At 62.5% G+C, this 22668-nt stretch carries 18 protein-coding genes; 12 read left to right on the top strand and 6 right to left on the bottom strand.

Translation table 11 applies throughout. The annotated features are described in order from the left end of the window. Positions 1–64 precede the first annotated feature (64 nt). The 5 genes from OXH74_RS21995 (at position 65) to OXH74_RS21975 (ending at position 5943) form a co-directional block, all read left to right on the top strand. On the top strand, positions 65–1693 hold the full coding sequence (locus tag OXH74_RS21995) for an acyl-CoA synthetase (RefSeq protein WP_375738857.1): 1629 nt from the start codon (positions 65–67) through the stop codon (positions 1691–1693). A 17-nt stretch (positions 1694–1710) separates the two neighbouring features. After that, positions 1711–2478: a 3-hydroxyacyl-CoA dehydrogenase gene (locus OXH74_RS21990; RefSeq protein WP_375738856.1), complete on the top strand. Its 768-nt coding sequence runs from the start codon at positions 1711–1713 to the stop codon at positions 2476–2478. Positions 2479–2583: 105 nt separating this feature from the next. After that, a complete protein-coding gene (locus OXH74_RS21985; RefSeq protein ID WP_375741664.1) occupies positions 2584–3771 on the top strand; it encodes an acetyl-CoA C-acyltransferase in 1188 nt (395 codons plus the stop codon). An 11-nt stretch (positions 3772–3782) separates the two neighbouring features. Continuing rightward, complete coding sequence (locus OXH74_RS21980) at positions 3783–4910, top strand: acyl-CoA dehydrogenase family protein (RefSeq protein ID WP_375738855.1); 1128 nt, start codon at positions 3783–3785, stop codon at positions 4908–4910. A 259-nt stretch (positions 4911–5169) separates the two neighbouring features. Further along, positions 5170–5943: an enoyl-CoA hydratase-related protein gene (locus OXH74_RS21975; RefSeq protein WP_375738854.1), complete on the top strand. Its 774-nt coding sequence runs from the start codon at positions 5170–5172 to the stop codon at positions 5941–5943. 142 nt (positions 5944–6085) lie between these two features. Here the strand turns inward: OXH74_RS21975 and OXH74_RS21970 are convergent, their stop codons facing one another. Then, a complete protein-coding gene (locus OXH74_RS21970; protein ID WP_375738853.1) occupies positions 6086–7012 on the bottom strand; it encodes a LysR family transcriptional regulator in 927 nt (308 codons plus the stop codon). 160 nt (positions 7013–7172) lie between these two features. On the opposite strand from OXH74_RS21970, the gene OXH74_RS21965 reads away from it, so the two are divergent. After that, on the top strand, positions 7173–8405 hold the full coding sequence (locus OXH74_RS21965; RefSeq protein ID WP_375738852.1) for an acyl-CoA dehydrogenase: 1233 nt from the start codon (positions 7173–7175) through the stop codon (positions 8403–8405). 245 nt (positions 8406–8650) lie between these two features. Here the strand turns inward: OXH74_RS21965 and OXH74_RS21960 are convergent, their stop codons facing one another. From OXH74_RS21960 to OXH74_RS21950, 3 genes are all read right to left on the bottom strand, one after another. Beyond that, positions 8651–8824 (bottom strand): hypothetical protein, encoded by a 174-nt coding sequence (locus OXH74_RS21960; RefSeq protein WP_375738851.1) that lies wholly within the window; start codon positions 8822–8824, stop codon positions 8651–8653. A gap of 6 nt (positions 8825–8830) precedes the next feature. After that, positions 8831–9826 carry a TerC family protein gene (locus OXH74_RS21955; protein ID WP_375738850.1) on the bottom strand — a complete coding sequence of 332 codons (996 nt, stop codon included), beginning with the start codon at positions 9824–9826 and terminating at the stop codon, positions 8831–8833. 366 nt (positions 9827–10192) lie between these two features. Further along, positions 10193–11575, bottom strand: coding sequence for a substrate-binding domain-containing protein (locus OXH74_RS21950; protein ID WP_375738849.1), 1383 nt, complete (start codon positions 11573–11575; stop codon positions 10193–10195). Positions 11576–11844: 269 nt separating this feature from the next. On the opposite strand from OXH74_RS21950, the gene OXH74_RS21945 reads away from it, so the two are divergent. Both OXH74_RS21945 and OXH74_RS21940 read left to right on the top strand, forming a co-directional pair. After that, positions 11845–12174, top strand: a complete 330-nt coding sequence (locus OXH74_RS21945; protein WP_375738848.1) for a YegP family protein — start codon at positions 11845–11847, stop codon at positions 12172–12174. A gap of 204 nt (positions 12175–12378) precedes the next feature. Beyond that, positions 12379–13794: a DUF2252 domain-containing protein gene (locus OXH74_RS21940; RefSeq protein WP_375738847.1), complete on the top strand. Its 1416-nt coding sequence runs from the start codon at positions 12379–12381 to the stop codon at positions 13792–13794. Positions 13795–13938: 144 nt separating this feature from the next. Here the strand turns inward: OXH74_RS21940 and xthA are convergent, their stop codons facing one another. Next, entirely contained in the window at positions 13939–14751 is an 813-nt protein-coding gene (gene xthA, locus OXH74_RS21935; protein ID WP_375738846.1) for an exodeoxyribonuclease III, read from the bottom strand. Between the two features lie 133 nt (positions 14752–14884). On the opposite strand from xthA, the gene OXH74_RS21930 reads away from it, so the two are divergent. From OXH74_RS21930 to tpx, 4 genes are all read left to right on the top strand, one after another. Continuing rightward, positions 14885–15538 (top strand): GNAT family N-acetyltransferase, encoded by a 654-nt coding sequence (locus tag OXH74_RS21930; RefSeq protein ID WP_375738845.1) that lies wholly within the window; start codon positions 14885–14887, stop codon positions 15536–15538. Between the two features lie 47 nt (positions 15539–15585). Further along, positions 15586–17316 carry an autotransporter assembly complex family protein gene (locus OXH74_RS21925; protein ID WP_375738844.1) on the top strand — a complete coding sequence of 577 codons (1731 nt, stop codon included), beginning with the start codon at positions 15586–15588 and terminating at the stop codon, positions 17314–17316. Further along, positions 17313–20954: a translocation/assembly module TamB domain-containing protein gene (locus tag OXH74_RS21920; protein WP_375738843.1), complete on the top strand. Its 3642-nt coding sequence runs from the start codon at positions 17313–17315 to the stop codon at positions 20952–20954. Before OXH74_RS21925 ends, OXH74_RS21920 begins: the two co-directional genes overlap by 4 nt. A 160-nt stretch (positions 20955–21114) precedes the next feature. Continuing rightward, complete coding sequence (gene tpx, locus OXH74_RS21915; protein WP_375738842.1) at positions 21115–21612, top strand: thiol peroxidase; 498 nt, start codon at positions 21115–21117, stop codon at positions 21610–21612. Positions 21613–21678: 66 nt separating this feature from the next. Here the strand turns inward: tpx and epsC are convergent, their stop codons facing one another. Continuing rightward, positions 21679–22620 carry a serine O-acetyltransferase EpsC gene (epsC, locus tag OXH74_RS21910; protein WP_375738841.1) on the bottom strand — a complete coding sequence of 314 codons (942 nt, stop codon included), beginning with the start codon at positions 22618–22620 and terminating at the stop codon, positions 21679–21681. Positions 22621–22668: the final 48 nt, after the last annotated feature.

The following is a 22668-nucleotide window of genomic DNA, read 5'->3' as shown; positions in this document are numbered from 1 at the left end:
GCCGCCACCTCGAAGCAGCGCGAACATCCCGGTACTCCAACAAAAACAAACCGGGAGCCACCCCATGCGCGATTACCTTACCGCTGCCCGCGAGTTCGATTACGCAAGCGCCGCCGCCAGCACACTGGCCGGTTCCCTCGACGCTTTGAATGCCTGCGTCGAATGCTGTGACCGCCATGCCGAATCGGGGCGCGTTGCCCTCTACTGGGAAGGCCGCGAGGGCCAGCAGGCGACCTGGACCTTCGCCCAGCTCAAGGAGGCGTCTGCCCGTTTTGCCAACCTCCTCCACGCTCAGGGAGTCCGCCCTGGCGATTGCGTGGCGGGCCTGTTGCCGCGTACCCCGGAGCTGCTGATCACCATCCTTGGCACCTGGCGTTTGGGCGCGATCTACCAGCCATTGTTCACCGCTTTCGGGCCCAAGGCCATCGAGCACCGGGTCCAGGGTTCCGGCGCCAAACTGGTGGTTACCGACCAGACCAACCGGCCCAAGCTCGATGAAGTGGAAGGTGCGCCGCCGGTGTTGACCGTAGGGGACGGCGAAGCGGGCTTCTGGCATGTTCTGGAGCAGCAGTCGGCCGAGTTCGAGCCGGTGCTTCGCACGGCCGAAGACCCCTTCCTGATGATGTTCACCTCTGGCACCACGGGCCTGGCCAAACCGCTCACTGTGCCGCTCAAGGCGATCGTCGCCTTCGTCACCTACATGCGTGATGCTGTGGACCTGCGCCCCGACGACAATTTCTGGAACCTGGCCGATCCGGGCTGGGCTTATGGCTTGTACTATGCCGTCACCGGCCCGCTGGCCCTGGGGCATGCCACGACCTTCTACGAAGGCGGATTCACGGTGGAAAGCACCTGCCGCATCATCCGCCAGTACGGCATCACCAACCTGGCCGGCTCGCCCACTGCTTACCGTCTGCTCCTGGCCGCACGTGATGAAGTGGAACGCCAGATCAAGGGCTGCCTGCGTGTTGTCAGCAGTGCCGGCGAGCCACTGACGCCGGAAGTGATCCGCTGGTTCGCCGACGGCCTGGGCTGCACCATCCATGATCATTACGGGCAGACCGAGCTGGGCATGGTGCTGTGCAATCACCACGCATTGGCTCATCCGGTGCGCCTGGGTGCCGCCGGCTTCGCGATGCCCGGCCACCGTGTGGTGGTACTCGATGAGCAGAACCACGAACTGCCACCAGGCCAGCCCGGCATCCTCGCACTGGACCGCCCGCGCTCACCGCTGTTCTGGTTCCCTGGCTACCTGGGCATGCCTACCAAATCCTTTGTCGGCGACTACTACCTGAGCGGCGATACCGTTGAGTTGAACGAAGACGGCAGCATCAGTTTCGTTGGCCGTTCCGATGATGTGATCACCACCTCCGGTTACCGCGTCGGCCCCTTCGATGTGGAGAGCGCACTGATCGAGCATCCTGCGGTGATCGAGGCCGCAGTGATCGGCAAGCCCGACCCGGAGCGCACCGAACTGGTCAAGGCCTTCGTCGTGCTGCATGCCGGATATACCGGCGACGCTGCCCTGGCCGACGAACTGCAGCAATACGTGCGCAAGCGCCTGTCCGCCCATTCATATCCGCGTGAAATCGAATTCGTCGCGGAACTACCCAAGACCCCGAGCGGCAAGATCCAGCGATTCCTGCTGCGTAACCAGGAAGTCGCGAAGGCCCAGGCGGCCGCCGCTCACTGATTCGAGGAGAGAACAACGTGCGTATCGAAAATTCCGTATTCCTGGTGACCGGCGGCAGCTCCGGACTTGGCTTGGCCACGGCCCGCGAGTTGATTGGGCAGGGCGGCAAGGTGGTGATGGTGGACATCAACGACGAAGCCGGCGCCGCCCGTGCCGAGGAACTGGGCACCAACGCCCGTTTCGTCAAGGCCGACATCACCCGTGAAGACGACGCCCGTAATGCTGTGGCCGCAGCACTGGAAGCCTTCGGCGGCCTCCACGGGCTGGTGAACTGTGCTGGTATCGCGCCGGCCGAGAAAGTGCTCGGTCGCAATGGCGCCCATGGCCTGGAAAGCTTCCGCCGGGTGATCGAAGTCAACCTGATCGGCAGTTTCAACATGCTGCGCCTGGCTGCCGAGGCCATGGCCCAGGGCCAGCCGAACGAAGGCGGTGAGCGCGGGGTGATCATCAACACCGCTTCAGTCGCTGCGTTCGATGGACAGATGGGGCAGGCCGCCTATTCGGCATCCAAGGGTGGCGTCGCTGCGATGACCCTGCCGGTGGCCCGCGACCTGGCGCGCTCGGGCATCCGCGTGATGTGCATTGCCCCCGGCATCTTCGAGACGCCGATGATGGCTGGCATGCCGCAGGAGGTTCAGGACTCCCTGGCTGCCAATGTGCCATTCCCGCCGCGTCTGGGGCGCCCGGGCGAGTACGCGGCGCTGGCCCGTCACATCATCGAGAATGCCATGCTCAACGGCGAGGTCATCCGCCTGGATGGCGCGCTGCGCATGGCCGCCAAGTAAGCACGAGCTGCAGTTGAACGTAGCCCGGACTTCATTCCGGGGATCGCAGCGCAAGGGCGACCCGGATTTCGTCCGGGCTACCAAACGAGGAACCGAGAAATGAACATGAAACCCGATCCGATCGTAATCGTCAGCGCCGTGCGTACGCCCATGGGCGGCTTCCTCGGTGACTTCAAGGATGTCACGGCGGCCCAGTTGGGCGCTGCGGCCAACCGTGCCGCGCTGGAGCGCGCCAAGCTGGCAGCTGATGCCGTGGACGAAGTGATCATGGGGTGCGTGCTGCAAGCCGGCCAGGGCCAGGCGCCGGCTCGCCAGGCCGCGCTCGGGGCTGGGCTGGATCAAGGCGTGGTCTGCTCCACGGTGAACAAGATGTGCGGCTCCGGCATGAAGGCCGTGATGCTCGCCCATGACCTGCTCCATACCGGTAGCGCCGACGTGGTGCTGGCGGGCGGCATGGAGAGCATGTCCAACGCGCCTTACCTGCTGGAGCGCGCCCGCTCGGGCTATCGCATGGGGCACGGCAAGGTGATCGACCACATGTTCCTTGACGGACTGGAGGACGCCTACGACAAAGGCCGCCTGATGGGCACCTTTGCCGAGGATTGCGCCCAGGCCTACGGCTTTACCCGTGAGCAACAGGACGCCTTCGCCATCGCCTCGCTGACCCGTGCGCAAAAGGCCATGGCCGACGGGCACTTCAATGCCGAGATCGTTGCCGTGGAGGCGAAGGTCGGGCGCGATGTGCGCACGATTGCCAGCGATGAGCAGCCGCCCAAGGCGCGCCTGGAAAAGATCCCGACGCTGAAGCCGGCCTTCCGCGACGGCGGCACCGTGACAGCCGCCAACGCCAGTTCGATTTCCGATGGCGCCGCCTCGCTGCTGCTGATGCGCCTGTCGGAAGCGGAAAGGCGCGGTCTGACTCCGCTGGCGCGCATCGCCGGGCATGCGTCCTACGCCCAGGCGCCGAACCTCTTTACGACTGCTCCGGTGGGCTCGATCCAGCGCCTGCTGGCACGCACCGGCTGGTCGCTGGATGACGTCGATCTGTTCGAGATCAACGAAGCCTTCGCCGTGGTGCCCATGGTGGCCATGCGCGATCTGGACATCTCCCACGATCGCCTCAACGTCTACGGTGGCGCCTGCGCACTGGGCCATCCGATCGGCGCCTCGGGCGCACGCATTCTGGTGACGCTGCTCAATGCGCTGCAGCAGCATGACCTGAAACGCGGTATGGCCGCGGTCTGTATTGGCGGTGGCGAGGCTACGGCCGTGGCCATCGAGCGCATGAGCTGAAGGAGGGTGTGATGATTCCGTCTGAAGAGGATATCCAGATCCGCGACGTCGCCCGGCAATTCGCCCAGGAACGACTGAGACCTTTCGCTGCTGATTGGGACCGTGAACACCGTTTCCCCGCCGAGGCCCTGCGCGAAATGGCCCAACTGGGCTTTCTCGGCATGCTGGTTCCGGAAGAGTGGGGCGGCGCTGCAACCGGTCACCTGGCTTACGCCATGGCGCTGGAAGAGATCGCCGCCGGTGACGGTGCCTGCTCCACCATCATGAGCGTGCACAACTCGGTGGGTTGCATGCCCATCCTCAAGTTCGGCAGCGACGAGCAGAAGCGGCGCTTCCTGCGCCCGCTGGCCGAAGGCGCGATGCTCGGCGCTTTTGCCCTCACCGAGCCCCAGGCCGGCTCGGACGCCAGCGACCTGCGCACCCGCGCGCGTCGAGATGGTGATTTCTACGTCCTGAATGGCAGCAAGCAGTTCATCACTTCCGGTAGCCACGCCGGCATGGTAATCGTCTTCGCCGTCACCGATCCGCAGGCTGGCAAGAAGGGCATCAGCGCCTTCATCGTGCCTACCGATACTCCCGGTTACCAGGTGGTTCGGGTGGAGGACAAGCTCGGCCAGCATGCTTCGGATACCTGTCAGATCCAGCTGGACGAGGTGCGCATCCCGGCCTCCCTGCGCCTGGGTGCAGAAGGTGAGGGCTATCGCATTGCACTGTCCAACCTGGAGGGCGGTCGCATCGGCATCGCCGCGCAGTCGGTGGGCATGGCCCGTGCGGCGTTCGAAGCGGCACGTGACTATGCCCATGAGCGGCAGACCTTCGGCAAGCCGATCATCGAGCACCAGGCGGTAGCCTTCCGCCTCGCCGACATGGCCACCCAGATTGCCGTGGCACGGCAGATGGTCCATCACGCGGCCGCCCTGCGCGAAGCCGGCATGCCGTGCCTGACGGAGGCATCCATGGCCAAGTTGTTCGCCTCGGAGATGGCCGAGAAAGTGTGCTCGGCAGCCATCCAGACCCTGGGCGGTTACGGCTACTTGAAGGACTTCCCAGTGGAGCGGATCTACCGCGACGTGCGCGTGTGCCAGATCTATGAAGGCACCAGCGATGTGCAGCGCCTGGTGATTGCACGCAACCTTTGACCTTGTGGGGGCTGCGCTGCAGCCCTTGGCGAATGAATTGGCTCTATGGCGGTTATGTGCTGCAACTGGATGCATCCCTTGTAGGAGCGAGGGAGACGCCGAGTCCTTGCTCGCGAACCGGACCTTTTTCGCGAGCAAGCTCGCTCCTACGGGCTCTCAGTTCCATGGTTGATCGCTAGCAACAGCTAACGCCGACAGCGCCAATAAACTCGCCAACCGGGCCAGAGGTCCGGCCTCCAATTTCATCCAGGAGTTCCCCATGCCTTACGAAACTCTGCTGGTGGACCAGGCCGACGGCGTCGGCCTGGTCACCCTGAACCGTCCCGAAGCGCTGAATGCCATCAACACCGCGTTGATCGATGAACTCAACCAGGTACTCGACGCTTTCGAGCGCGATGCCCACATCGGCTGCGTGCTCATCACCGGATCGGCCAAGGCTTTTGCGGCGGGCGCCGATGTTAAGGAAATGGCCGAGCTGTGCTTCCCCGGCACGTACCTCGACGACTTTCTCGGCCGCTGGGACCGCGTAGCCGAGCGACGCAAGCCGATCATCGCCGCGGTTGCCGGGCATGCTCTCGGCGGTGGCTTCGAGCTGGCGTTGATGTGCGACTTCATCATCGCTGCCGACAACGCGCGCTTCGGCTTGCCGGAGGTGAAACTGGGGGTGATTCCCGGTTCCGGTGGCACCCAGCGCCTGACCCGGCTTGCCGGGCGCGCCAAGGCCATGGAGATGATCCTGACCGGGCGCAGCATGGATGCCGCTGAAGCCGAGCGGTGTGGTGTAGTGGCGCGGGTGGTACCGCTGCCGGAGCTGCTTGATGCAGCGATGCAGAGCGCCCGTCAGATCGCTGCCCAGTCGCGCACGGCGGTGCTGCTGCTCAAGGAATGCGTAAACCGCGTCGACGAAGGCTCCCTCGGCGAGGGTTTGCGCTTCGAACGCCGGCTATTCCAAGCGGTGTTCGCCACACCGGACCAGAAGGAAGGCATGGGCGCTTTCATCGAGAAACGCAAACCGGTGTTTGGGAAGCAGTAACGCGCAAGCCCGCGCAGTCATTGTGGGGGCGCATTGATTCGCAAAGTAGCCCGCTGGGCTGCCAGATCAAGTTCCTAGGGGCTGCTGGCGCAGCCCTTTGCGAATGAATTCGCACCCACAGGAAAAGCAGCCCCGAGGGGCTTCAGCCTCGCTCGGTTTTCTGCTCCTGCGCCGTCACCTGCTGGCAAATCTCGATGATCTGTTCGCGCATCCAGCGGTTGGCCGGGTCCTGGTCGGTGCTTTCGTGCCAGTAGAGGTGGGTTTCCAGGGAGGGCACGTCGTGCACCGGCAGGTCCACGTAGTGCAGGTCATGGCGTCGGGCGAAGCGCTCGGGCACGGTGATCGCCATATCAGTGCCGTGCAGCACGGTGGAGGCCATGAGGTAGTGCTGCGAGCGCAGGGTCACCTTACGCTGGATGCCCATCTTGCCCAGTGACAGGTCGATGTAGCCCAGACCACTGCGCCGGCTGGAAATGTGAATGTGCGACAGCGACAGGTACTCATCCAGCGTGATCTTCTCCTTGGCCAACGGGTGGCCACGACGCATCGCACAGACGTAGCGGTCTTCCATCAGCTTCACGTGGCGCACCTGGGGGTCGGTGTTGAGCGGTGCATCGACGGCGAAATCCAGGCGGCCGGCGGCCAGTTCCTTGGTGGTTTCCCGACGTTTGGCCAGAAAACTTTCGATCTGCACGGTCGGTGCGAGGCGCCGCAGGCGCTGGAACAGGGGTGGGAGAATCACCGTTTCGGTCAGGTCGGTCATGCTGATGCGGTAGGTCTTGTTCGCCTGCGCCGGATTGAAGGTGCGGCTTTCCTGTACTGAAACACGCAGCAATTGGAGCGCATTGCGCACCGGGCCGATGATGTTCTGGGCCATAGGCGTGGGCACCATGCCCTGGGCGGTGCGGACGAAGAGTGGATCGTTGAAGGTTTCCCGCAGGCGGGCAAGGGCGTTGGAGACAGCGGGCTGGGTGATGCCGACGATCTGCCCGGCGCGGGTCAGGTTGGCCTCGGTGTAAATGGCGTCGAAGACGATGAAGAGATTGAGGTCTACCTTGTTCAGATTCATGCCGAGCGTACTCCTTACCTTGTTCTTATCGACGGGACATATATCGGTGATGAATGTTCATACATGCGGATAATAGGCTAGGTAAATCTTACGCCCTGTTCTAGCATTATTTCCAGACCTCACCCGTCGTTCCACATCATTTTTCAGAAGGTAAGCTCGCATGGATTTCGCCTATTCCCCGAAGGTCCAGGAACTGCGTGAACGCGTCACCGCATTCATGGATGCCTATGTCTACCCGGCCGAGCCGGTATTTGAACAGCAAGTCGCCGAGGGCGACCGCTGGCAGCCCACCGCGATCATGGAAGAGCTCAAGGCCAAGGCCAAGGCTGAAGGTTTGTGGAACCTCTTCCTGCCGGAGTCGGAATACGGCGCGGGTCTCACCAACATGGAATACGCGCCGCTGGCCGAGATCATGGGCCGCTCCTTGCTGGGCCCGGAGCCATTCAACTGCTCCGCGCCGGATACCGGCAACATGGAAGTGCTGGTGCGCTACGGCAGCGAGGCTCACAAGAAACAATGGCTGGAACCGCTACTGCGCGGCGAGATCCGCTCGGCCTTCGCCATGACCGAGCCGGGCGTAGCCTCGTCGGACGCGACCAACATGGAAGCCCGCGCTGTGCGCCAGGGCGACGAGTGGGTCATCAACGGCCGCAAGTGGTGGACCTCGGGCGCCTGTGACCCGCGCTGCAAGATCCTCATCTTCATGGGCCTGTCCAACCCGGATGCGCCGCGCCACCAGCAGCATTCGATGATTCTCGTGCCGATCGACACCCCCGGGGTGAAGGTGCTGCGCCCGCTGCCGGTGTTCGGTTATGACGACGCGCCCCACGGCCACGCCGAGGTGGAGTTCGAGAACGTGCGTGTGCCCTTCGAGAATGTGTTGCTTGGCGAAGGTCGTGGCTTCGAGATCGCCCAGGGTCGCCTCGGCCCAGGCCGTATCCACCACTGCATGCGCTCGATCGGCATGGCCGAGCGTGCACTGGAGTTGATGTGCAAACGCGCCGTGAGCCGCACTGCCTTCGGCAAGCCGTTGGCACGGCTGGGGGGCAACATCGACAAGATCGCCGACTCGCGGATGGAGATCGACATGGCTCGCCTGCTGACCCTGAAGGCGGCGTACATGATGGATACCGCAGGCAACAAGGTGGCGAAGAGCGAGATCGCCCAGATCAAGGTGGTGGCCCCCAACGTCGCCTTGCGGGTAATCGACAGGGCCATCCAGATCCACGGTGGTGCGGGTGTATCCAACGACTTCCCGCTCGCGTACATGTATGCCATGCAACGCACCTTGCGCCTGGCCGATGGCCCGGACGAAGTGCACCGCGCAGCAATCGGCAAGTACGAGGTTGGCAAGTACGTGTCGAAGGAGATGCTGCGTACCAGCGGTCACTGATCGACCGCGACGAAGGGAACAAGGCCTGCTGATGCGGGCCTTGTTTTTTAACTGTCTGCCATGGGGGAAGGGGCAGGGCGGGGACGCTCGATATCGCCCAGGCCCTTTGGCCAGCTTGGCGAATGAATCCGCCCCTACGTTGGATTCGGCGGCTCATCCAGACCGTAGGATGGATTGAACACGCAGCGACATCCATCGTTCGCGGCCCGTTGCTCAACCATCCTGCAAACGGCCCGTCATCCAGCTCACATCGGAGGCTCTGCCAACTGGTTGCGCAACCACCCCATTCGCAAGTGCAGTTGCGCGGCAAAGGCGCGCGCGGCCAGTTCTTCCCGAAAGGTCAGGCCGCGCTGCCCCAGACGCACTTGCCAGAATACCTGGCCATTCTTCTCGATGGCGTCAATCCGCACCTCTTTCATCGTTCCTCACTCTCTCGTCGCCTCGGGCTGGTGGTCCCGTGTCTTGAACAGGGACAACAACACACCGCCCGCCAGGAGGCCGAAGGTTACGCCAAGCGATAGCAGCGGGGGAATCTTGCCAATGAAACCGTGCAGGAAAATCTTGCCGCCGATGAAGATCAGTACCAAGGCCAGGGCGTACTTCAAATACACGAATCGGTGCATCAATGCCGCCAGGGCGAAATACAGGGCACGCAGGCCGAGGATGGCGAAGATGTTCGAGGTGTAGACGATGAATGGGTCCTGGGTGATGGCGAAAATGGCCGGGACGCTGTCCACCGCGAACACCAGGTCGGCCAGTTCGATCAACACCAGTGCCAGGAACAGCGGGGTGGCATAGAGCAGCGCCTTGTTCTGCCCGGCAGGCTTCTGGCGCACGAAGAAGTGCGCGCCGTGCAGGTCATCGGTGACCCGGATATGGCGGCGGATGAACTTCAGCACGGGGTTATTGGCCAGGTCCGGGTGAGTCTCCTGGCGGGCAAAGAGCATCTTCACGCCGGTGAGCAGCAGGAAGGCACCGAAGACGTAGAGGATCCAGTCGAACTCCTTCACCAGGGCGCTGCCCAGGCCGATCATGATGGCGCGCAGCACCACCACGCCGATGATCCCCCAGAACAGCACACGGTGCTGATAACGGCGGGGGATGGCGAAGAAGCCGAAGATCATCGCCATGACGAACACGTTGTCCATCGACAGCGACTGTTCGACCAGGAAGCCGGTGTAGAACTCCAGGGCACTTTGCGCGCCGAGTTCGAACCAGACCCAGACACCGAAAAGCACACCCACGCTGAAGTAGCCACCGTACAGCAGCAGGCTCTCGCGCATCTCGATTTCGTGCTGGTCACGATGCAGCACACCGAGATCGAAGATCAGCAGGGCAAGGACGATACCGAGGAAAGCCAGCCACAGCCAAGTGGCGGTGCCGAGGAAATCGGCGGTGAGAAAAGCATATAGAGCTGCCATGAGCCCCTCCTTACTGTCGTAGTTGACTGGTCAACAGTGACTCCGACATGGCGGCTGGCAGCCGTCAGAGGGGCCCGGTGTCACATGTGCAAAGCCTAAACATGGCCCGTGATCGGGAAAACAGGCGGCTTGTAACAAGGCTTTGCCTTTGTGAGTCACTTCAGGTGTGCGACTTATTCTCAGGTGATATTTAATGCTAGTCAGAATTATCCTGCCGCCGCCATCAGATCCCTGCTGTCTGCAGGGTCCTGGAGCCTTGCAAGAAGAAGGACGAGCCGCCTGACCAGCCGTTTCGACCTTTGTTCTGAAAGTGGCTCCACCCTCGCTCCCACTGGGAGAGAGGGTGAGTGGCCAAGCGACGTGGATTCAGTACACCCAGACTTCCACGCGGCGGTTCTTGATCCGCCCTTCGTCTGCGCTGTTGGCGGCTACGGGCAGCTCGTCGCCAAGGCCGATGACCTCGCGGAACCTGACGCCACCCTTGGCCAACTCACGGCGCAATGCCATCGCGCGCAGCTTCGACAGCAGGTCGGCCCGATGCGGATCGGCCTTGGGATCACCGAACCCCACCAGCACGACTCGGCGATCCATCTTGCCTGCCTGTTGCAGATAGCCCAGCACCCGCTCCACATCGCGCATGGCCTTGGTGTCGAGCGCTGCGCTGCCTTCCTGGAAGCGGAAGTTCACCGAAAGCCTCTGGGCGCCGTCGGCAAGGTCGCGATAAGCGGCGGGCATGCTGTCGCGTGCCTCGACCTTTATCGCCTGAACCTGTTGGTCGACGAACCCGGTCTGCGCCACGATTGCCTGGCCGCGGGGGCTTTGCGCGAACTGCACCAGGGCCTCGGCCCAGGGGTTGCTCTGGCCGGGTTTGATGTAGAAGAAGAGCCGACGCGACAGCGGATAGTCTTCGGTGGCGATCAAGCTGGTGCTTGGGAACATGGCCTGGGACTCGCCGTCGGCAATGGCTACCGTCCGAGCCCGGCCGATGGACGCCAGGCCGACGAAGCCGATGCCTTGCGGATCATCGCTGACGGCGGCAGCGAGCTTGTCATTGGACTCGAACCGCGAGGCGGCGCTGGCCAGGCTCTTGCCATAGCGCGCGAGCACCAGCTCCTTGAAGGTGTCGTAGGTGCCGGACTGGTCATCCCGGGCGTAGAGGCGAATGGATCCGCCGTGACCACCCAGCTCCTCCCAAGTCTTCACTTCACCGGCAAAGATAGCCGCCAGCTGATCGGTGCTCAGCGAGCGCAGCGGATTTTCCGGATGCAGGATGATCGCCAAGCCATCAATGGCGATCACCTGTTCGGCCGAGTGACTGCGCAGGTCGCCAAAACCGGCCAGTTCGGTGACTTCGGCGTCCTTGATCGGCCGCGATGAGGCGGCCAGGTCGGCGCTGCCGTCCTTCAGCGCGATAAAGCCCGTGGACGAGCCGTGAGCAGCCAGTGCAATCCGCGCTTGGCGGCCATCGGCGCTCTTGCCCACGACGATGACTTCATTTTCGCGGTCTCCCGGAAGTTGCTGGATTGCCGGCAGCCCCTGCTGTTCCATCAGTCCCCTGACCAAAGCTGGCGCCAACTTGGCACCGATGGTGTTGGAGCCCTGAATGCGCAATACCGGCGTTGATTCGTTGTGCAACGGAAGGGCGGCAAATACCGACCAGGGAAAGGCGCAGCAGAAGAAACCGAGCAGCAGGAGACTGAGCGTACGACTCCACAAATCCTTTTCGCTGACGGTCAGGGAGCGGGGCATTGGAGAGCACCTTCTAGGAGGGAATGGAAAGAGCCGCGAGATTAAGTCAGAGCGGTGACGGAGATGTGACAGGCCGTTGCCTGAAGCGGGAATTACCCTTGAAGTGTTCTTTTGGGGGCGTTTAGGCGTTTCCTACAGCCGTATAAGCCTTGTCCTGCATGTGGAAATTTCTGGAGCGGCTAGGGTAGCCCGCTGCTGAAAGCCCGCATTTTTCACGGCTTTCAGCTGGCGCTGATGCGCATTTCCTGAAAGGTGTAAGGAGTGTTGTGATGAGTGGTTGGTTCGAACTGAGAAAGAACAGCGGCGGCACGTGGCGGGTTCGGCTCAAGGCGGCCGACGCGCAGACCCTGCTGGATAGCGGGCTGTATCCGGACCGCACGGCTGCGGAAGAGGCGATTGCCCTGTTCAGGGATAACTGCGTTCACCAGGAGCGCTATCAGCGCCGAATGGATTCGGGCGGCAAGTCGTACTTCCATCTGCGCGCGGCCAACAAGGAAACGATTAGCGTCAGTCATCTCTATGACTCGGAGCCGACCCTGGAGCTGGCGATCGAGACCATCATGCGGGTAGGTGCGACGCAGTTGGTGAAAGAGGCCTGAGGCAACGAGACCAGCGCAGAAAGAAAGGGCCCATCTTCGGATGGGCTTTTTATCTCTGCTCCTCAGACGGTCTCTACCATCGCCCATGCTGGGGCCCCAGTGCTGCAGATAACGGCTGCTACTCTTGCTTTGATGCCTGATCAAGTTGCAACTCGATAGTGTCGGCGGGTCGAGAATCCGATTGACTCAGGTGAAGGAGAGGGCATGTCTTCCACTACGAAAAAGTCTGCAAAGCATTCAAAGAAACAAGCCGAATCGGAGCGGTTCGAGCCGGTCTTTTACTCGCGCGAAGAACGCATCAGTAAGGGCGAACGCTTGCGCGAGATCGTGCCACGCTCGAGCCATGCGCTGTGGAAGCTTCCGCGCAAGCACCGTGATCCGGTGGCCGTCCTGGAGGAGTCCAACCGGTATCGATTGCCCGAATTGGTACCGGTTCGTTACGGACGCATGTTGCGCAGCCCATTCACTTTCTTGCGCGGCTCGGCGGGCCTGATGGCTTATGACCTGGCCACTACGCCGAACACAGGAATAGTCGTGCAGGCCTGCGGCGATTGTCATCTGTTGAACTTCGGACTGTTCGCGACTCCTGAGCGCAACCTGATCTTCGACATCAACGATTTTGACGAAACGCTTCCGGCTCCCTGGGAGTGGGACATAAAACGCCTTGCCGTCAGTTTTGCTGTAGCTGCACGGGACAACGAGCTCGCCGAGAAAGTTGCCCAGGCTGCGGCAACTGAATGTGTTCGCGCCTACCGCGAGCGCCTGCGCGCGTGTTCGAAGATGAGCCCGCTGGAAGTCTGGTACGACCGGCTGGATTCCGAAACCATTCTCGATATGGCCCCCAGTGCCAAGATCAGGAAGTTTCGGGAGCAAATGATGGCCAAAGCCAGGCAGCGCGTCGGCGATTACCTGTACCCCACAATCAGTGGCGAGGTTGGTGGGAGACGACGCTTGATCAATCAGCCGCCAGTATTTTTTCATCTCGCTGAAAAGGGCTTCGATCAAGTCGTACACGAGGCGCTGGAGGCCTATCGACTCTCCTTGCCAGACGAACGCCGCACGCTGATTGATCGTTACCGTCTCGAAGACATTGCCGTCAAGGCCGTCGGGATAGGCAGTGTTGGTACTCGTTGTTTCGTTGGTCTGTTCTTCTCGGCAGAGAATCACCCGCTGCTCCTGCAGATCAAAGAGGCTTGTCCCTCGGTGCTGGAGCCATATGCCGGCAAGAGCATCTATGAAAACCACGGCCAACGTGTCGTCACAGGGCAGCGGCTGATGCAGTCTTCCAGCGACATCTTTCTGGGGTGGACCCACGGCCGGGAAGGCCGATGTTTCTTTGTCCGTCAGTTACGGGACATGAAGATGTCCGTCCCTGTTGAAGGTGCATCGGCTGAACAAACGATGCTTTATGCCGAGTTGTGCGGCCGCACCTTGGCTCGCGCCCATGCCAAATCCGGTGATTCAGCGCTGATCAGCGGTTATCTGGGCAAGTCGGATGCTTTCGACAAGGCCCTTGGAGAGTTTGCCATGGCTTACGCGGACCAGAATGCGAAAGACTATGCAGCCCTGGTGGCCGCTGAGAAGTCTGGACGAATCAAGGCGCTGTTCGAGGAAGAGTGACCGGGTCGCCAGGGGCCTTGGCCATTTCGCAGAGGGGGTGCGTTGCGCTTCAACTCAAATGTTGAGCGATGATATCCGGGGCTTCAGTCCGGACTGAGTCGCTGCTGAGTTTGCTGGTGGCAAACTCAGCAATCTGGCCTGCGGTCAGGCCAGCTCCAACCAGATTGGCGCGTGATCGGATGGTTTTTCCATGCCGCGCAGATCGTAATCGATACCGGCATCCTTGATCCGCGACTGCAGCGGGCTGCTGGCCAGGATTACATCGATTCGCAGGCCGCGTTTGGGATTATCCTCGAAACCTCGGCTGCGGTAATCGAACCAGCTGAAGCGATCATTCACGTCGGGGTTGAGGTGGCGGTAACTGTCGATCAGACCCCAGCCTTTGAGGCGCGCAAGCCATTCGCGCTCCTCCGGAAGAAAGGAACACTTGCCGGTTTTCAGCCAGCGCTTGCGGTTCTCTTCACCGATGCCGATGTCGCTATCCTCGGGCGAGATATTGATATCCCCCATCACCACCAGTGGTTGGCCGGGCTGGAAGCCGTTTTCCAGAAGTGTCTGCAGGTCGGCATAGAACCGCTGCTTGGCCGGGAACTTCACCGGATGCTCACGGTTTTCGCCCTGCGGGAAGTAACCGTTCATGACCGTGATTGGATTGCCCTGAGCGTCGGCGAAGGTGCCATAGATGAAGCGTCGCTGCGCATCTTCCGGGTCATCCGGGAAGCCTTTGTGCAGTTCCAGGGGCTCCTGGCGGGAAAGCAGGGCAACGCCGTAATGGCCTTTCTGTCCGTGGTAATGCACGTGATAACCGAGCTGGCGGATCTCCGCTTCCGGAAACTGTTCGTCGGCGACCTTGGTTTCCTGCAGGCCGATCACGTCCGGCTGGTGCTTGGCAATCAACGCCTCCAACTGGTGCGGCCGCGCACGCAGGCCATTGATATTGAAAGAAACGATTTTCATCTCAGCGCATCCTGTGAAAAGGCGGATGCTAGCCGATAGGCGTCAGTGCGGCCAGTTTCTGGCCAGTCTTCCAGGGCGGTGCTAATTTGGCCCTTGGCCCGATAAATAAAGAACGACTAAAGAGGTGCCACTAATGCCTGGATACATTCCTACCGCACCAGTCGAACTGCGCATGTTGGATGGCGGCTACAGCCGCGAAGCGCGCTCCCTGCTGTATCACGCTTACCGCCATGAGCCGACCTTCGCCTACCTGCTCGAGGCTGAGCGCCCCGGGTATGACCAGCGCGTGCGGGCGACCGTCCGGGAGCTTGTTCAACAGCACTTCAGCGAAGAGCTGCCGGCCATTGGCCTGTTGATCGAGGAGCGCCTGGTAGGCATCGCGCTGATTGCACCGCCACAACGTCGCTTGGATATCACCGAGAGCTGGGGTTGGCGCTTGCGAATGTTGTTGAGTACGGGCTTTCGCTGCACCCGCCGCTACCTCGACTATCACGAAGCAGTGCTTGCCTGCCTGCCTCCGGGGCCTTACCACGTGCTGCCGCTGATTGGCATCCATCCGGAGTTCCAGGGGCGCCACCTGGGGGAAAAACTGCTGGAGGCGTTACACAACTGGTGCGCCGAAGATTCTGGCTCGCAGGGGGTAGTGCTGGACACCGGCAACCCGCGTTACCTGGAGTTCTACAAACGCCAGGGATATGAGGAGGTGGGGGAGGTGGCCCTGGGCTCGGTGGTCGAGCACGTGTTCTTCCATCCCAACCCGCGTCCTCTGATGGAGGCCAATGGCTGATTGCTACAACTAGGGACGCTTCGGCGTCCCGTGATAGCATTTCGCGAATGAATTTCTGCCATGGATTGCGCGGGCTGGTATTGCTCAGCCTGCTGTGCACGAGCACGCTGGTGTTGGCGAAAGCCACACTCGAAGTGAAAGTCGACCCTGCCAATGCGGCGCTGAAGGCCAATATCGAGGCCTTTATCGGCGACCTTGGTGATCGTGACGAGAATGCCTTGCGACGGTTCCGCCGTGCTGCCGAGGAGCAGGCGCGTATGGCCGCCCAGGCGCTGGGTTATTACCAGGCCGAGATCGACAGCCGGGTGGCCGAGGGCAAGGCGCCTACGCTGCGCTTGACCGTGGTGCCTGGTGAGCCCGTGCGGTTGCGTAATGTCGTCGTGCGTGTGGAGGGCGAGGCTTCAACGCTGAAGGCGTTCCGTGTGCCCAAAAGCAAACGCCTGAAGCCGGACGCGCGGCTCGAACATGACGCCTACGAGGATGCCAAGAAGCTCATTCAGAACCAGGCCCTGCGCTTTGGTTTTTTCGCGGGTCGTTTCCGTTCCCAGCGTCTTGATATCGACCCGCGTGCCGGCTATGCCGATATCGAACTGATCTACGACAGCGGTCCGCGCTACAGCCTCGGTGCCGTCAGCTTCCAGGGTGATACGCCCTTCGATCCGGACCTGCTCGCGCGGTTGGTTCCCTTTCCGGCGAATACCCCCTACGACTCGGACCAGGTCGCCAAGCTCAGCCAGAATCTCCAGGCCAGCGGCTATTTCGAAGAAGTGCGCGTGGATGCCAGCCCGACGCAGGGCGGCGGCCGCCTGATTCCCGTGAGCGTGCGCCTCAAGGCGGTCATGCCGCGCACGGTTGGTTTGGGCGTTGGCGTTTCGACCGACGTCGGACCCCGTGCGCGTGCCAATTGGACACGCCACTGGGTCAACCCCCAAGGCCACAGCCTGGGCGCGGAGACAGAAGCTTCCGGCGTGCGGCAAAGCGTCGGCGCCTGGTACCAGATTCCGCTGGACCCGCCGTTGACCGACAGTTTGCGCTTCACCACCGGCTTGCAGCGGGAGGACCTGGTTGATGTGAGGAGTCGTCGCTTTACGCTGGGCACTCAATGGCAGTCGAAGTTGCCAAATGATTGGCAGCGGATCGTCTCGTTGCGCTGGGAACAGGAAAACTTCGACTTTGGTGACGGCAGCGACGATGGACGCAGCAGCTTCTTGATGCCGGGGATCAGTTTTGGGGTCACGCGCAGTGATGCCAAGCTCGACCCCAGTCGGGGCTACTCGTTGCAATTTGATGTGCGCGGGGCGAAAGAGGGCATCCTCTCTGACGCCGATTTCACCTATGCCAGCGCCATGGCCAAGGGCCTTTACACCTTGCCCGGTGGCCACCGCTTGCTCGGCCGGGCGCAGGCCGGCGGCATCGCGACGACCGACTTCGACGCCATCCCGCCGTCGCTGCGCTTCTTCGCCGGTGGTGACCAGAGTGTGCGTGGCTATGACTACCAGACACTGTCGCCTGAGGATCACGAGGGCAACAAGGTCGGCGGACGCTACTTGCTGGTCGGCAGTGCCGAATATCAGTACCCGATTGCCGAGCGCTGGCGTCTTGCGGCCTTCGTCGATCGTGGCAATGCGATGGACTCGCTCAACGCCGCCATGAAAACCGGAGCCGGCGTTGGCGTGCGCTGGGTGTCGCCGGTCGGTCCGATCCGCCTCGACCTGGCCAAGGCCCTGGATGATCCCGGCGGCTATCGCATCCACTTCTCCATGGGGCCTGAACTATGACGCGGGGGCTGAAGCGCGGGCTGCTGGGCCTCGCTGCCTTGTTGGTTGGGCTTCTGGGTCTGCTGGCAGTTCTCCTTTTCAGCGCTGCAGGAGGGCGTTGGTTGCTTGGCCAGGTACCCGGCCTCGACGTGCAGGGCTTCGAGGGGCGGCTGGCAGGGCGCTGGAGCGCCGAGCGAGCCGTCTGGGCGCAGGGCGATACCGTGCTGTCGCTGCAGTCGCCAGCCTTGGACTGGTCGCCCGCCTGCCTGCTGCGCGGCACGCTGTGTGTGAGGGAGCTGGCGAGCGAGCGCATCGACTTGAGGCTGCCGGCAACTCAGTCCGACGACACGGGCCCGGTCAGTCTCCCGGCGTTGCGCCTGCCGTTGGCCATCCAGGTGGATCAGGTGCGGATTGGCCGCTTCGTCATGGATGGCAGCGATCAATTCCAGGATCTCCAGCTGGTTGCCCGTTGGCGGGCCGAAGGCTTGCTGGTCGAGCGTCTCAGCCTGCATCGCGATGACGTGGCGCTCGAGCTGCAAGGCTCCCTGCAACCGGAGGTTGGCTGGCCGCTGAAGTTGCAGGGCACGCTTGAGCTGCCCGCTCCGGATGATCAGCCTTGGCGCCTTGCGCTGGATATCGAAGGCAAACTGCAGGAACGTCTGATGCTGCGCGCCGACAGCAGCGGCTATCTGGCAGGAAAGCTGGAGGGTGAACTGCAGCCACTGGTTGACGGGCTCCCGGCCAGCGCGCGCCTGATGGCAGACGGATTCAAAGCCGGCGCCGAGCTGCCCGCCACACTCACCCTGAACCATTTGGAGCTGACGGCCCATGGCGATCTGAATCAGGGGTACGAGGTTCTGGGCAAAGCCAATCTGCCGGGGGAGGGAGGCGACGTGGCGTTGGACCTCGGCGCGCGCGTGAATGCCAAAGGGGCCGATATCCGCCAATTGCGTCTGGCGACCGCGCCGGAGCAGCGCCTGGAGTTGATCGGGCGAGTCGACTGGCAACAAGCCCTGGCCATCGATAGCCGATTGCAATGGCGAGACTTCCCGTGGCAACGACTGTTCCCGCAGGAACAGCCACCACCGGTGGAGCTCCATCAGCTGGATGCCGAGATGCACTATGCCGAGCGCCGCTATCAAGGCCGGTTCGATGGCCAGCTCACGGGACCCGCGGGTGACTTCAGCCTGAGCAGTCCGGTGGCCGGCGACCTGGCCAGCGTCTCCCTGGATGACCTGCTGCTTCAGGCCGGCAAGGGCCGGGCGCAAGGTAAGACACGGATCGAATTTGCCCAGGGCATCGGCTGGGACAGCCAGCTGGCGCTCAGCGATCTGGACCCGGCTTACTGGATTGGGGCGTTGCCCGGTCGCTTGGCTGGCAAGCTCCAGTCCAAAGGCGTTTGGCGCGACGGCCGCCTGGAGCTCAACGCCGACCTTGACCTGAACGGCCAGCTACGTGGCCAACCTGCATTGTTTCAGGCCAAGGCCAACGGGGCCGGCGAGCGTTGGGCACTCAGCGGGCTGCAGGTGCGTCTAGGCGATAACAAGGTTGAAGGCCAGGCCCAGCTGGACCAGAAGCTGACTGGCCGGATCGATCTTGCGCTCAACCGACTCGGCCAACTCTGGCCCAAGCTTTTTGGTCGTTTGCAGGGCCGGCTCGACTTGGCCGGCACGCTGCAGGCCCCGGAAGGACAGCTGACGCTCACTGGTGCACGCCTGGGTCAGGCAGGCAACCGCCTGGATACGCTGAAGGTGGACGCGAAACTGGACCGTGCCCAGCGGGGCGACCTGATGCTCCAGGCGGATGGCCTGGCGTCCGGCGCCAATGAGTTTGGCGCGCTGACGGCCAAGGGCTCCGGTGATCGCCAGCGCCAGCGACTGGAGCTCCAGCTCAAGGGGCCTTTGCTGGATCTGCTGCTGGCGCTCGACGGCAAGCTGGATGGGCAAGTCTGGTCGGGCCGATTGGCGCGTGGCGAGGTCCAGGCCGGGGGCCAGGATTGGCGTCTTGAGGCTCCTGCCAGGATCCAGCGCCAGGCCGATGGCCGCCTCAACTTCGCTGCCCACTGTTGGCGCTTCGGTGCTGCGAGTTTGTGCGGTGGCGAGCAACGACTGATGCCGGAGCCCAAACTGGATTACCGCCTCCGGGAATTCCCGCTGGCCAGCCTGGCACGTTGGCTGCCGGAGGATTTTTCCTGGCAGGGTGAGCTCGACGCAGATGTGAAACTCGACCTGCCGGCCAGCGGCCCCAACGGGCATATCCGCCTGGATGCTGGTAGCGGTGTGCTGCGCCTGAAGGAGGAAGATCGCTGGGTGGATTTTCCGTACCAGCGCCTGTTGCTCGATAGCACACTACGGCCGCAGCGGATCGACAGCCAGCTGAGCTTCCTGGGCGATGGGCTCGGCCAACTGCAATTGGATACCCGCGTCGATCCGCGCCCGGCGAACAAGTCGTTGTCTGGCCAGTTCCGTCTTGAAGGGCTGGATCTGGCGGTAATACGTCCGTTCGTACCCAAGGTGGAACAGCTGGAAGGGCGCCTGCAGGGTGCAGGTAGCCTCGGCGGTACCTTGCTGTCACCCTATGTGCTGGGCAATCTCAATTTGCGCAATGGCCGGATTGGCGGCGGTGACCTGCCGCTGAGTTTCGACAATCTGGAACTGGACGCAGGTATCGCTGGCGAAAGCCTTGAGCTCACTGGTCAATGGCGCAGCGGCGAGCAAGGGCAGGGCAGTCTTTCCGGCAGCTTGGCGTGGGCCCAAGGGCTGGATGTTGATCTCACTCTGCGCGGCTCGCGCTTGCCGCTGGTCGTCGAGCCCTACGCCAATCTGGAAGTGGAGCCGGACCTGCGCGTTGGCCTGGCGGGCGAGCGCTTGGCCGTGAGCGGCAAAGTGTTGGTGCCCAAGGGCAAGATCAGCATCCGTGAGCTGTCGCCTCAGGCGGTGAAGGTTTCACCGGATGCCCGCATCGTCGGGGAAGACCAGCCCGAACCGAGCGGATTGAAACTGGCGATGGATGTGGACGTCGAAGTCGGCCAGGAGCGCTTGCGCTTTTCCGGCTTCGGCCTCACCGCAGACCTCCAGGGGCATCTGGAGGTAGGCGACAATCTGGTGGGGCGTGGCGAGCTGGTACTGAAGAACGGTCGCTATCGTGCCTACGGTCAGCGCCTCGAACTGCGCCGCGCGCGTCTGCTGTTTGCCGGACCACTCGACCAGCCTTACCTGGATGTGGAAGCGGTGCGCACGGTGGGCGACGTAACGGCAGGGCTGCGCCTCAACGGTCGTGCTGACGAGCCCAGCACGGAGGTTTTCTCCAACCCGGCCATGAGCCAGGAGCAGGCACTGTCCTACCTGATTCTCGGACGACCGCTGAATGCTGGTGGCGATGGAAATGCCGTTGGCCAGGCGGCTCTGGCCCTGGGCCTGTCGGGCAGCGCGCCGCTGACCAGCGAACTTGCCGAGCGACTTGGCCTCAAGGATCTGATGGTTGATGACGACGGTGCCATCGGGCAGATTACCGACCGCCTGAGCTTTCGCTATGGCCTTGGCGTGCTGGAGCCCACCAGCGTGGTCGCGGTGCGTTACGAGCTCACCAAGCGCCTTTACCTGGAGGCGGCCAGTGGCCTGGCCAGCTCGTTGGACTTGTTCTACAAGCGGGATTTTTGATTCCAGCCGCATGCCGGGCTTCGCTGACGGGCCTCGGACTGAAACTGATCATGCTTTACAAGAATACCGAAACCCCTGACTCAAAAGTCAGGACATTTTCCGTGGCCCATGCTTAACTTTGCGTTTTCGTACAACCCCACCTGAAACAAGGACTCATGCAATGGCTCAAGTAACCCTGAAGGGCAATCCGATCAACGTCGAAGGCCAACTGCCGCAGAAGGGCCAGCAAGCCCCGGCGTTCAGCCTGGTCGGCGGCGACCTGTCTGACGTGACCCTGGCCAGCCTGAGCGGCAAACGCAAGGTGCTGAACATCTTCCCGAGCGTCGACACCCCGACTTGCGCCACCTCAGTGCGCAAGTTCAACGCCGAAGCCAGCAAGCTGCCCAATACCCTCGTGCTGTGCATTTCCGCTGACCTGCCGTTCGCGCAGAAGCGTTTCTGTGGTGCTGAAGGCCTGGAAAATGTGGTGAACCTGTCGACCATGCGCGGCCAGAACTTCCTCAAGGATTACGGCGTGGCCATCGCCAACGGCCCGCTGGCAGGCATTGCGGCCCGTGCCGTGGTGGTGCTGGATGAGAACGACAAAGTGCTGTACAGCGAGTTGGTGGCAGAAATCGCTGACGAGCCCGATTACGCGGCAGCGATCGCTGCGCTCTGAGCAGCGGTGACGTGAATGAAGAAGGGAGGCCAGTGGCCTCCCTTTTTTTTTGTTATAGCGCGGCCCTCAAACCCCTTGCTCATTCTGCAGGTTGGCTTGGGTGATGTTGCTGCCCGGTGGCACGCTGCGGGTCAGCCAGACGTTGCCGCCGATAGTGGAGCCCTTGCCGATGGTGATGCGACCCAGGATGGTGGCGCCAGCGTAGATCACCACGTCATCCTCAACGATCGGGTGACGCGGCTGGCCTTTCTGCAGATTGCCTTCCTCATCCGCCGGGAAGCGCTTGGCGCCGAGGGTGACGGCCTGATAAATGCGTACGCGCTCGCCAATGATGGCTGTCTCACCGATGACAACGCCGGTGCCATGGTCGATGAAGAAGCTCTTGCCGATCTGGGCACCGGGGTGGATGTCGATGCCGGTAGCGGAGTGGGCGATCTCGGCGATCATCCGCGCCAGCAGCGGCAGACCGGCCTTGTAGAAGTAATGCGCCAGGCGGTGGTGGATGACCGCGTGCACGCCGGGGTAGCAGATCAGTACTTCGTCCACGCTACGTGCGGCGGGGTCGCCCTGGAAGGCGGCCAGCACGTCGGTATCCAGCAGGACCCGCAGCTTGGGAAGGGTGGCAGCGAAGCCCTTGACGATCTCGATGGCCTGGCTGGCGATGTCTTCACCGCTAGCCCCGTTCTGCCGCGCTGCGTAGCTCAACTCACGGCGCACTTCACCGGCAAGGGCGTTTAGCGCCATGTCCAGTGTGTGGCCGACGTAGAAATCTTCGCTTTCCTCACGCAGGTCAGCCGGGCCGAGTCGCATGGGGAAGAGGGCGCCCCCCAAGGCCTCGATGATCTGCCCAACGGTGGTGCGCGAAGGCAGTTCGCGGCCGCCGCGATCCTGCAACCGGCCGTTCTTGCTACGCCACTGGGCACGAGCCTCACGCAGTTCGGTGACGATCTGGTCGAGTTGCCAGTTGACTGGGCGGCAGCCGGTCGCGACATAGGGGAGTCTGTTCATGTGGGTTACCTGTTAAGCATTGGCCGGATCGCTATAGCCTGCTGAGAA

The sequence above is a fragment of the Metapseudomonas boanensis genome (assembly GCF_042232855.1).
Lineage (GTDB): Bacteria > Pseudomonadota > Gammaproteobacteria > Pseudomonadales > Pseudomonadaceae > Metapseudomonas > Metapseudomonas boanensis.
The sequence above is the reverse complement of the archived record's forward strand: the minus strand, read 5'-3'. Positions and strand labels throughout refer to the sequence as shown.